This is a genomic window from Nonomuraea sp. NPDC050153 (assembly GCF_044460125.1).
In the GTDB taxonomy this organism is placed as follows: Bacteria; Actinomycetota; Actinomycetes; order Streptosporangiales; family Streptosporangiaceae; genus Nonomuraea.
Window position 1 is genome coordinate 177,336 of the sequence record NZ_JBITJQ010000009.1, and the last position, 11,792, is coordinate 189,127.

General features: G+C 70.5%; 9 protein-coding genes. 2 read left to right on the forward strand and 7 right to left on the reverse strand.

Annotated features, from left to right (window positions below; translation table 11 throughout):
• Positions 1-29: 29 nt before the first annotated feature.
• A complete protein-coding gene (locus ACIBQ1_RS23835) occupies positions 30-3,119 on the reverse strand; it encodes a BTAD domain-containing putative transcriptional regulator (protein WP_397280667.1) in 3,090 nt (1,029 codons plus the stop codon).
• A gap of 365 nt (positions 3,120-3,484) precedes the next feature.
• On the opposite strand from ACIBQ1_RS23835, the gene ACIBQ1_RS23840 reads away from it, so the two are divergent.
• Positions 3,485-4,684, forward strand: a complete 1,200-nt coding sequence (locus tag ACIBQ1_RS23840) for a cytochrome P450 (RefSeq protein WP_397280668.1) — start codon at positions 3,485-3,487, stop codon at positions 4,682-4,684.
• 139 nt (positions 4,685-4,823) lie between these two features.
• The gene (locus tag ACIBQ1_RS23845; RefSeq protein ID WP_397280670.1) at positions 4,824-5,786 is read left to right on the forward strand and encodes an ankyrin repeat domain-containing protein; all 963 of its coding nucleotides are present in this window, start codon (positions 4,824-4,826) and stop codon (positions 5,784-5,786) included.
• A 36-nt stretch (positions 5,787-5,822) separates the two neighbouring features.
• Here ACIBQ1_RS23845 and ACIBQ1_RS23850 read toward each other — a convergent pair whose 3' ends face one another.
• From ACIBQ1_RS23850 to ACIBQ1_RS23875, 6 genes are all read right to left on the reverse strand, one after another.
• The gene (locus tag ACIBQ1_RS23850) at positions 5,823-6,524 is read right to left on the reverse strand and encodes a polyprenol monophosphomannose synthase (RefSeq protein ID WP_397280672.1); all 702 of its coding nucleotides are present in this window, start codon (positions 6,522-6,524) and stop codon (positions 5,823-5,825) included.
• Between the two features lie 9 nt (positions 6,525-6,533).
• Positions 6,534-8,012, reverse strand: coding sequence for an ArnT family glycosyltransferase (locus ACIBQ1_RS23855; RefSeq protein WP_397280674.1), 1,479 nt, complete (start codon positions 8,010-8,012; stop codon positions 6,534-6,536).
• A gap of 58 nt (positions 8,013-8,070) precedes the next feature.
• Complete coding sequence (locus tag ACIBQ1_RS23860) at positions 8,071-8,748, reverse strand: response regulator (protein WP_397280675.1); 678 nt, start codon at positions 8,746-8,748, stop codon at positions 8,071-8,073.
• Complete coding sequence (locus ACIBQ1_RS23865) at positions 8,745-9,845, reverse strand: sensor histidine kinase (protein ID WP_397280677.1); 1,101 nt, start codon at positions 9,843-9,845, stop codon at positions 8,745-8,747. The genes ACIBQ1_RS23860 and ACIBQ1_RS23865 overlap by 4 nt, the downstream gene beginning before the upstream one ends.
• A gap of 99 nt (positions 9,846-9,944) precedes the next feature.
• A complete protein-coding gene (locus tag ACIBQ1_RS23870; protein ID WP_397280679.1) occupies positions 9,945-10,769 on the reverse strand; it encodes a carbohydrate ABC transporter permease in 825 nt (274 codons plus the stop codon).
• Between the two features lies 1 nt (position 10,770).
• Complete coding sequence (locus ACIBQ1_RS23875) at positions 10,771-11,727, reverse strand: carbohydrate ABC transporter permease (protein WP_397280680.1); 957 nt, start codon at positions 11,725-11,727, stop codon at positions 10,771-10,773.
• Between the last annotated feature and the right edge of the window lie 65 nt (positions 11,728-11,792).

Consider the following 11,792-nt stretch of genomic DNA (forward strand, 5'->3'; position numbering starts at 1 on the left):
GGTCGGCTGTCTGTGGGCGCGCGCGTCGTTCACGAAGCGAGTGTGATCTCGGCCAGCTCATGCCAGTCCTGCTGTCGCCCCGCACGGGTCGCCTCGGCGAACGCGGCTTCGCCGAGGCGATTGCGCGTGTCCTCGGCGATCCTGGAGACGTCCGGCTGCGAACGATCCGGTGTACCGCGCACGGCGTCGCTCGCCGCGAGCAAGCACACGGCCTGCTCGTGCTGTCCCTGGCGCAGCGCGAGGTCCGCGATCCCGACCAGCGTCTCGGCGATCAGCGGCGGATACATCTGCTCCACAGCCGCACGGAGCGCCTCAGTCCGGTGCGCGCGGGCCTGTTCGAGATCCTCGGTGAGGTAGCCGTACAGATTCATGACCTTGGCGTGGACCATGCCGCTCTGTTCGGCGTCGGTCAGCATCGTCCGCACCGTGGCCAGCTGCTGGTGTGCCTCGTCCGGCTCGCCTCGCAAGCGCGCCAGCTCCGCCTTCGCGATCGCCAGCCCGGCAAGCGTGTACGGCCAGGCGATCCCGTCCGCGCACCGCTGCGCTTCGGCCATGGCGTACGCGCTGGATCGCTCATCGCCGAGCAGCCAGTACAGCAGAGCCTGCCGCGTCCGCAGCTCGATCGCGTCCTCGGTCGCGCCTACCTCGGACAGCGCCACAGCCGCCTCTTCGCAGTATTCGCACGCGCGTGCGAGCTCACCGCGCATGGCGAGCCGATCGGCGAGGAAGGTCAGCGCCCACGAGATCCCCCACCGGTCGCCCAGCGTGCGGAACTCGGCGAGCGCGGTTTCGGCGTCGATGTCCACGTCGGTCGCGTCGCCGCCGAGCGTGAGCCGCAGCCGGCCACGGGTGAGCCGGGCCTGCGCGCCCACCCACGGATCGTCACCGGCGATGAGCGGCTCGAACGCGGGCAGGAAATCCGTCGGCTCCCGCAACATCCGCTCCAGCGGCGCGATGAACCCGACCAGCGGGTTGCGATATCCGCTGCGCTGGATGAACCGGTACGCCTCCTGGATCCACTCTTGCGCCTGATACTGGTCGCGGCCGGGCCCGGAGGTCACGAATATCGTCACGATGGTGTACGCCAGCGCCCGCACCTCATCGGGCACCTCACCGTCCAGCGAGGCCGCCGCGACGCTCAACTCGATGCCCTCGGTCCGGTGCCCGCTGAGGTAGTAGTACCAGCCCGCGGCCCCGGCCAGCCGCATCGCCTCCTGGGCCCAGCCCTCGGAGATCGCCCCGCGCAGGGCCGTACTGAGGTTGTCGTGCTCGGTCTCGAGCGTGGTCAGCCATTCCAACTGCTCGGCCCGGCGCAGGTACGGATCGGCCGTCTCGGCCAGCTCGGTGAAGTAGGCGAGGTGCGCCCGAACCGCCGACTCGGTCTCCCCGGCTTCGGCGAGCCGGTGCGCCGCGTATTCCCTGATGGTGCTGAGCATCCGGTAGCGGGGTGCGTCCTCGCCGTCGGCGAGCAGCAGCGACTTCTCGATCAACGCGGTCAGCACGTCGAGCACCGGCTCCCCCGCGAACGTCTCGCCCCCGCACACCCGTTCGGCCGCTTCCAGGCTCACCCCGCCGGAGAACACCGAGAGCCGCCGCAGCACGCCCCGCTCGGCCTCGGTCAGCAGATCCCAGCTCCAGTCCACGACCGCGCGCAGCGTCTTGTGCCGGGGAAGCGCCGTACGGCTGCCGCTGGTCAACAGCCGGAACCGGTCGTCGAGCCGACGTGCCAGCTGATCGACGGACATGGTGCGCAGCCGCGCCGCGGCCAGCTCGATCGCCAGCGGCATCCCGTCGAGCGCCCGGCAGATCCGCGCCATGGTCGCCACGGTGTGCGCGTCGGAGCCGATGTCCTTGCGCACCAGATCCGCGCGGTCCCGCAGCAGCCGCACCGCGGGCGAGGCCCCGACCTCGGCGGGGTCCGCCCCCTTCGCGGGCAGCGCGAGTGGCTCGACCTGCCACAGCACCTCCCCGGTGATGCCGAGCGGCTCCCTGCTCGTGGCCACGATCCGCAGCCTGCGGCACTCCCCCAGAAGCCGATCCGCGAAAGCCGCGGCCGCCTCGATCATGTGCTCGCAGTTGTCCAGGATCAGCAGGATCGCGCGCTCCCGGACCGCGGCGATGAGCCGATCCATCGGTTCCCCGCCCCGCGCGTCGCCGAGCAGTGCCTGGTCACGCAGGCCGATCGCGGCAAGGGCGGCCTGCGCCAGCTCGCCGCCCGCCCGCACCGAGGCCAGTTCGACCAGCCATGCCCCGTCCGGCACCTCGGTGAGCATCGTCCGCGCGGTCTCCGTGGCCAGCCTTGTCTTGCCGGCGCCACCCGCCCCCGTCAAGGTGACCAGCCGGTGCCCGATGGACAGCACGGCGATCGCCGAGATGTCGTTGTCCTTGCCGACGAAACTCGTCAGCTCGGCGCGCAGGTTGGTCCTGCGGTGCTCCGACCGCTCACCCAGCTCGCCACGGAGCAACGCGGTGTGCATCGCGGAGAGCTCGGCCGACGGGTCGGCGCCCAGCTCCTCGGCGAGCAGCTCGCGCGTCCGCTGGTAGACGGTCAGCGCCTCGTTCCCACGCCCCGCCTCGGCGAGCGCTCGCATCAGCGCCGCCACGAACCCCTCCCGCAGCGGATACGTGGCGACCAGCTCGGTCAGCTCGGAGACCAGCTCCGAGCCACGGCCGAGGCGAACATCCGCATCCACCCGGTCCCCCAGCGCGGCGACGTGGAGCTCCTCCAGCCGCGCGACCGCGGTGTCGAACGCCTCGCTGCCCTGCAGCGCGATGTCCGCCATGGGCGTGCCGCGCCACAATGCCAGGGCCGAGCGCAGCAGATCCGCCCGCGCCGCGGGCTCGGCGGCCCGCGCCTGACCGATCAGGTTCTCGAACCGGCTCACGTCCACGGCATCAGGAGCCACGGCCAGCCGGTATCCGCCGGAATCCGCCTCGATCACACCGTCCGGCAGCACCCTGCGCAGCCTGGACACCAGCGCCTGCAGGGCATTCACTTCGTCCGCGGGCGGCTGCTCCGCCCAGATCCAGTCCACCAGCCTCGCACGCGAGACGATCCGGCCGGGTTCGAGGGCGAGCGCGGCCAGCAGCGCGCGCAGCCGGACCCCCGGAACCTCCACCACAGCCCCATCAGGGTTTCGGACCTCGAACGGTCCGAGCAATCCGACTCGCACATCACCAATTGTGCCGAACGCGGCGACCGACGCCGCCACTGTACGCGTACCGCGAACGCCGAAGACCTTCATCATCGCAGGTCAGGCGGACGTAGAGGACTTTTCTGCGGATACTGAGGCGGCCCCGCGGCGGAGGCTCCGGCGGTGATCAGGTCTGACGCGGTGTCGTGTCAGCGGCCGTGTCAGCACGGCGACGGCCCGGTATCAGGACGGTCGGCGATGGTGGCTGTCATGAACGGTTCCGGGCAACGCAGCCGCCCGCTGCGCTCGCACCGTCACTGCGACGCCCCAGGCCGATGAGAGGAATGACCATGGAACACACCCTCACCACCATGCCGACGGCGCGTCAGGCCGGCTGTCCCTTCGACCCGCCCAAGGAGCTGATCGAGGCCCGCGAGCACAGCCCGATCAGCCACTTCCCCTTCCCCGACGGGCACCAGGGCTGGCTGGTCACCGGATACGACCTGGTCAGGTCGGTCCTGGCCGACCCGCGGTTCAGCTCGCGCAAGGAGCTCATGCGCCATCACCCGCTGGTCGACTATGGCGACTTCGAGGTGCCTCCGGCGCCGCCCGGCGAGTTCCTGCTCATGGACGATCCGCAGCACAGCCGCTATCGGAAGCCGCTGGTGGGCAAGTTCACCGTCCGGCGGATGCGGCTGCTCACCGAGCGGGTCGAGCAGGTCACCGCCGAGTACCTGGACGCGATGGAGCAGGCCGGACCGCAGGTGGACCTGGTGACCGCGTTCGCCAAGCCCATCCCCGCCGTCATCATCTGCGAGCTGCTGGGCGTGCCGTACGAGGACCGGGGCTCCTTCCAGGAGAACATCGACAAGTTCCTCGGCGGGGAGGTCGGCGACGAGGAGCTGATCGCGGCCTACACCGCGACCCAGCAGTACCTCGCGGAGCTGGTGGCCGCCAAGCGCGCCGACCCCACCGACGACGTGCTCAGCGACCTGATCGACAGCGACCTGACCGACGAGGAGCTGCGGGGGATGGCGCTGATCCTGCTGTCGGCCGGGTTCGACACCACCGCGAACATGCTGGCGCTGGGCACCTTCGCGCTGCTGCAGAACCCGGAGCAGCTGGCGGCGCTGCGCGCCGAGCCCGCGCTCGCCGAGGGGGCCGTGGAGGAGCTGCTGCGGTATCTGACCGTCGCCAAGCAGTTCCAGAGGGTGGCTCTGGAGGACGTCGAGCTGGGCGGCCGGACCATCAAGGCCGGCTCGACGGTCATCCTGTCGTACGCCACCGCCAACCGCGACCCCGAGCGCTTCACCGACCCCCACGCGCTCGACCTGCGCAGGCAGGAGGGCGGGCACCTGGCCTTCAGCCACGGCATCCACCAGTGCCTGGGCCAGCAGCTGGCCCGCGTCGAGCTGCGCGTCGCGCTCCCCGCGCTGCTCAACCGCTTCCCCACGCTGCGCCTGGCCGTACCGGCCGGCGAGGTCGCCCTGCGCCCGGAGACCGCGGACATCTACGGGGTCAAGAGCCTCCCGGTCACCTGGGACGCCTGACCACGGATCCAATCGGGCTCCGCCACCAGGCGACGTGCTGCGGCCCTTCCAGGCCCGATGTCCGGCACCCCGAAATTGTCCTTGCCCTCCGCCATGATGGCCCCTGCTCGTGTCCACGCGCGATCCCCAAGGAGCCGTCATGCCCGACAAAGAAACCGCCGGATGGTCCGACTTCGGGTGGCAGTCCTGGAAGGACCTCGCCCTCGTCCGCGCCAGGCTCGACGCGGGCGCCGACCCGAACAACGGGGTGTACTCCTTCGAGCCGCCGCTGCACGCCGCGGCGGACCGCGGCTCGCCGGAGGTGGTCGCCGAGCTGGCCGGCCGGGTCGATGACGTCGACGCGGAGTGCGAGGGCCGCACCGCGCTCTGGGAGGCGGTCTTCAACGACCGGCCCGAGAACGCCCGCGCCCTGGTGGCCGCCGGAGCGGACCCGTGGCGGCCGATGATGGGTGGCTGGTCGCCTGGTCGGCTGAGCCTGGCGGGCCCCACGCCTGGCCTGTTCTTCCCGTTCCCGCCGGGTCATGCCGGTCTGACCGAGGCGGAGACCACCGCCGTGGCGGAGGCCGAACGCCTGGCCGGCGCCCTGGGAGGCATCGGGTACGACGGCTACAGCCTGGCATGCGTACGCGGCATCAGCGCCGCCGAGGCGGTGCGGCGCCTGGCCGCCGAAGCCGTCGACGAGGAAGAGCTCGAAGAGATCATGGAAGACCCCTCCGACGACGAGGCCCTGCGGATCATCGGCTTCACCGACGTGCCCGGTGGCTGCGTCGTCAGCCAGGAGTGGGGATACATGTCCTCCGCTCCCGGCGTCATGAAGGCGCTGTCGGCGGGCACGATCGCCTACGGCATGTACGCCAACCCCAAGAGCGGCAACCAGGGTTACGTCTACCGCGATGGAGAGGTCCTGGCCGGGGACACGCACCCGGGCGGCGGCGATGCGTCCTCCGCTGACTCCGCCGAGGAGATCCTGCTCAAATACCTGTACGTCGGCGACGCGGAGGCCTACTGCTTCGCCGGCGCGGGTCTACGCCCGGCCGACGCTCGCGCGATCACCGATCCGGACGCGCACCTGCGGCTGCCGGAACGGGACTACTGGAGCTGACCGGGCCGCCCTGCGGAGAGCTCGCCACGCCGGGCGTCAAGGTGACAGTGCCCACACGGTCACCCGCCAGAGCGCCTCGAAGAGGACGCCGACGCTCATCTTGCTCGCCCCGCTCGTACGGTCGACGAATGTGATCGGCACCTCCGTCACCGCGCATCCGTGACGCACGGCCCGCAGCGTGAGATCCACCTGGAAGCAGTACCCCCGCGACTCCACACCTCCGAGGAGGATCTTCTGGAGCGCGGCGGCCCGGTAGACGCGGAACCCGCCGGTGGCGTCGGCGACGGGAAGCCGGAGCGCCACCCGTACGTAACGGTTCGCGAGTCGGGAGAGCAGCTCCCGCTTCCGCGGCCAGTTCGCCACGCGGCCGCCAGGCGCCCAGCGTGAGCCGATGACGAGGTCGGCCCGCTCCGCCGCGTTCAGCAGCGCCGGGAGCCGCTCAGGAGGGTGCGAGCCGTCGGCGTCGATCTCCACCAGCAGGTCGTACCCCCGGGCGAGTCCCCAGCGAAAGCCCGCCAGGTACGCGGCGCCCAGCCCTTCCTTGCGCTCCCGATGCAGGACGTGCACGCCGTCGGGTTCGGACGCGAGCCTGTCGGCGATCAGGCCCGTCCCGTCCGGGCTGTTGTCGTCGACGACGAGGATGTGGGCGGCGGGTACGGCCGCGCGGATCCTGCCGACGACGCCCGGGAAGGTCTCTCGTTCGTTGTAGGTCGGCGTGATGACCAGGGCGGTGCTCATGATCGCTCCTCAGCTCGCGTGCTTGAAGTCGGGCCAAGCGGTCGTCCACGAAGCCCGCGGTCCTGAGCAGACCGTGATGGGCAGGCCCTGCTCCTCGTTCGCGACTCCGGTGCCGTGATCGATGACCCCGGCGGATTCGCAGCCGGCGAAGCGCAGCCGCAGACGCTGCGGCGACAGCCCCACGGCGACCACCGTCTGCGCCGTTTCCGGGGGCGGCCCCTGGTACCACAGCTCGTTGTGGCCGCTGTAGACGGGAATGGCCGGCACGAACCGGTCCAGTGCGCCGGCCTCGCCGTAGTTCGCGGTGAGCACGATCGTCCCCGACGGGAGCGTCCGGTACACCCCGGCCACCTGGGCGACGAAGCGCGGCCAGCCCACCGATTCCCTGGACACCTCGTTGGGCGAGGAACCGAGCGCCGACAGCGGGAGCAGCGGCAGCGCCACGACGATCCCGATGACCGAGGTGCCGAGCATTCCCCACCACACCGCTCGACGCCGGGCGACCCGGCTCTCCATCCACGCGGCGGCAGGCACGCAGCCGGCCGCGAAGGCGAAGATCAGGCTCCCGGCGACATAGTCCGCCCGCCCTCCTGACGCCCAGCCGAGCAGGATCGTCACCAAGGTCGCGACAGCCAGTGGCCGGGTCTCCGGCCGCCCGCGCAGCCAGAGCCACCCGGCGACGGCGATCGCGAAGGCTCCCATGCTGAGCAGCACCACCAGCATGGGCACGAACATGATCCGATTCACGGGTTCGCTGAGCGTGGCGGCCATGGTGAGCTGAGGCCAGCCGTTGGCGGCCTGGTAGAGAAGGTTCGGAGCCGCGATGACAGCCGCCAGGAACGCCCCGGACCAGAACCACCGGTCACCGAAGACGGCACGCGGCCCCTTCACCGCCATGCCGACGGTGATGAGCAGGCCGGTGGCCAGCCCTGTGATCAGCAGGACGATGAGGTGTTTGTTGAACGTGGCGGCCCCCGCGATGGCACCGGCCGCCAGCCACCATCGCCCGTCGCCGCGCAGCAGGGCACGCAGCACGAACAGGATGCAGGCCGTCCAGAACACGAGGTCGGCCGACTGGGTCAGCAGGGTGTGCCCGGCGAGCAGGGGCAACATCCCGGTGCCGAGGCCGGCGGCGGCGAGCGTCTGCGCGTTCGCGCGACCGCCGAGCTCCCGCGTGATCGCGGTGCCGATGAGGATCAGCAGTCCTGCGCACAGCGCGGGGACGGCCCGGAGCCCGACGATGGTGTCCCCGAACAGCTCCGTGGACAGCCGCGCCAGGAGCGGGGTCAGCGGAGGCTGGTCGAAGTATCCCCAGGCGGGAGACTTGCCGAGCATGCGGAAGTAGAGCTCGTCGCGGTGGTAGCCGTACCACGGGCTCAGCGTCAGCAGGGTGACCACGACGACGCCCGCTATGGGACCGGTGGTCCGCCAGGCGAGCGCCGGGAGCGAGGGAGCGGTGATCCGAGGACGGGGGGCTTGAAGAAGCATGCCTCCACGGTTTCCGATGGACCGCTGCCTGTCGTCCGGCCTGGAACAGAACGTGGAGTCAGACCCCAGGCATAGGCGGCGGCTCCCCAGGGCGGACCACGCCGTGGTCGAACGCGAAGACGACCGCCGCGGCCCGGTCGCGCACCGCCAGCTTCGTGAAGATCCGGCCGATGTGGGTTTTGATCGTGCCCTCGCCGATCACGAGATGGCCGGCGATCTCGGCGTTGGTGAGCCCTCGGCCGATGAGCCTGAGCACGTCGAGCTCGCGAGAGGTGAGGTCGCCGAGCCGCCGCACCGCGTCGGGGTCGGTCACCGGATCCGCGCGATAACGCCGCAGGACCCGCCCGCAGACAGCGGGGTCCAGCCAGCCGTCGCCTGCCGCCACCGCCCGGACGGCACGCTGGATGTCCTCGGCCGGGGCGTCCTTGAGGCAGAATCCCGACGCGCCGGCCCGCAACGCCGCCGCGAGAACGTTGTCCTCGCCGAACGTGGTCAGCACCAGGATGCGGGACGCCGGATCCGCGGCCAGTAGAGCGCGAGTGGCCTCGACCCCGTCCATCCGCGGCATGCGAATATCCATGACCACGGCATCGGGCCGCACGCGCGCGACCTCCGCCAGCGCGGCCCGGCCGTCGGCCGCCTCGCCGACCACGTCGAACCCGTACGGCTGGCGCAGGATCGTGCGCAGTCCTGCCCTGGCGAGTTCCTGGTCGTCGACGAGCACCACCGAGATCATGCCGGCAGCTCCGTCCGCACGACCCATCGGTCGCCCTCGACGCCGGCGGTGACGTGTCCGCCGACCATGCGCACCCTGTCGGCCATCGCGCGTAGTCCCATGCCGCCATTGTGCCGAGGTGGGCTGTCAGGCAATGAATTGGTGACCGTGCCCCATACAGCGCCTTCCTCCGATACGCGCAGCCGTACCTCGACCGAACTCCGCGGAGCGTGCCGGCTCGCGTTGGCCAGTGCCTCTTGCACCAGCCGGTAGAGCACCATCCCGGTCGTCGGGCTCACCGCCGTCAGCTCACCGTCGACGCTCGACTCGAGTTCCAGGCCCGCCGTCCGGTATTCCTCGAAGAGCTCGGGCAGCCGGGGCGCGGTGGGCTGGGGGGCGACGACGGCGGGGTCGGCGCCTTCCTCCGCAAGGACGCGGACCACCTTCCGCAGCTCCGCCATGCTCTGCCGGGCAAGGCGCTCGGCCTCGGCGATCCCCGCGGCCGCGTCCCTGGGATCGTGCTCCAGCGCCAGCCGCGCGCCCCCCAGGTGCAGCACCGTCACGGCGAGCGTGTGCGCGACGATGTCGTGCAGGTCGGCGGCGAGCCGCTGCCGCTCGGCCAGAGCGGCGGCAGCGGCGGCGGTGCTCTCCGCGCGGTGCAACCGCTCGCCCACCTCGATGCGGTAACGCGCGGCCCAGCCGCTCCAGAAGACCAGCGTCACGGCGGCCAGCCAGTTGGGCCATCCGGGGTCCGGCGTGGTGAACGCCGCCGCGACCACCGTGGAAAGCGCGGCGAGCCACATGACGACGCCCGGCCAGAGCCGCTGGGTCAGCGCGACGAACCCGCTGTAGAGCACCAGAACGAACCAGCCGACGCTGTTGACCGCGAGCCCCGTGAGCGCCGCCATGGCCGCGGGAGCCAGGAGACCGGCTACCTCGGCGAGACGGCCCGGCGCCGTACGCACGATCACGAGACAGAGAACGACGAGGGCGCCCCCTCCGGCGAACGGCCACACGCAGCCGCGGCCACGCGCGATCGTCTGCGCCCACGACAGCCCGACCAGCAGGATCAGCAGCCCGAAGCCGGCCGGGATCAGCCGGCGGGGAGTCACCACCACCCGCCCATCGTAGGAACAGCCAGTCCCCCACACATCCACCCGGAGTGGTACCCGCCATCTGCCCACGGACAGAGAGGCGATCTACCCGCGGCGCACCGGCTAGTCCTTCAGGCCCGCGCTGAGGTCGGCGTTCATCACGTACTTCTGGAAGATCAGGTAGATCACGACGAGGGGGATCATGGACAGGACCGACGCCCCGAGCAGGACCGACCAGTTGACGTTCTCCGCGCCCACGATGCTCGCGACGCCGATCTGCAGGGTGAACTCCTTCGGGTCGTTGAGGACCACGAGGGGCCAGATGTAGTCGTTCCACCGCCACTGGAACGACATGATGGCGAGGGTCATGATGATCGGCCGGGAGAGCGGGAGCATGATCCGGACGAAGGTCGACAGTTCCCCGCTGCCGTCGATGCGGGCCGCGTCCAGCAGGTCGCGCGGCACGCCCAGGAAGAACTGGCGGAACATGAAGGTGCCCGTCGCCGTGATCACCGAGGGGGCCACGACGCCGCCGAGACTGTTGTACAGGCCCAGGTCACGGACGATGAGGAACAGCGGGGAGAGGATGACCTCGCCCGGCAGCATCGTGGTGGCCAGGATGCAGATGGTGAACGCCCGCAGCCACCAGTTGGTGTACTTCGCCAGGGCGTACCCGCAGGTCGCGCTCGTCACGATGGTGATGAGGGTCGCGGAGACGGCCACGATGAGGGTGTTGCCGAAGTAGCGGCTGAAGTCGAAGCTCGTCCAGGCCTCGGTGAAGCCGGAGATGGTCGGCTGCTTCGGGAAGACGGTCAGCGGATAGGAGAACAGCTCCCCCGCCGGTTTGAAGGAGCTGAGCAGGAACCACAGGACGGGAACGCCGTACAGGGCGACCATGAACCACAGGGCCGCCGTCGCCCAGACCTTCTTCGGCAGCAGGTTGTCCATCTCAGGACTCCTTCCGGCGGTTGATGACCAGCTGCGCGATGGCGATGACCATCAGGAGCAGCATGAGCACGAAGGACGCCGCGCTCGCGTAACCGATCTGGGCGCGGCGGAAGCCGGTCGTGAAGATGTACTGGATGAGCAGGTTGTTCTCGGTGCCCGGGCCTCCGGCGTTGACCGACTGGATGAGCGCGTACTCCTTCATCGAGTGCAGGGTGCTGAGCAGGATCACGATGAAGGACGTGGGCGCGATCGAGGGCAGCGTGATGTGGCGGAACTTGGCCCACGAGCCCGCGCCGTCCAGGGAGGCGGCTTCGTAGTACGCGGGCGGCACGTTCTTGATGGCCGGGACGAACATCAGCATGTTGATCGCGGTGTTACCCCAGGCCGAGGCGATGATCACGATGACCAGGGACAGGTTCGCGTTGGACTGCCACGGCACCGCCTCGCCGCCGAGCGCGATGATGACGTAGTTGACCAGCCCGAAGTTCTCACCGAAGATCCAGCGCCAGATGACACCGGCGATGATCGGGGAGATGAGCCAGGGCACGAAGAAGATCACCCGCGCGACCGGCTTGCCACGACTGTACGGGCTGACGATCAGCACGGCCGCGCTCAGCGCGGCGACGAACGTCAGCGGAACGACGGCCGCCGTGAAGATCAGGGTACGGATCAGCGCCGCGTAGAACGCGTCGTCGTTCAGCAGCCGCTGGTAGTTGTCCAGGCCCACGAACGGCGCCGAACCGACGCCCGTATAGCTGGTGAAGGAGTATCCGATGCCGATGACGGCCGGCCAGACGAAGAAGAGCAGGAACAGGGCGAGGTTGGACGAGATGAGCAGCAGGGGCGCCAGGGTGTAGCGGTCATGTCGCCGGGTCCGCCGGCGCGACCACTGCCGCCACGCGGGCCGGGCCGGCGTCTCGTTGGCGCGCCCCGCCGACTGTGGCACACTCTCCGCCATTGCGCTCTCCTCTTCCTTCCGCGTTCTTCAGCGCTCGGCCCGCCGGCGCAGGGAGGGCGCCGGCG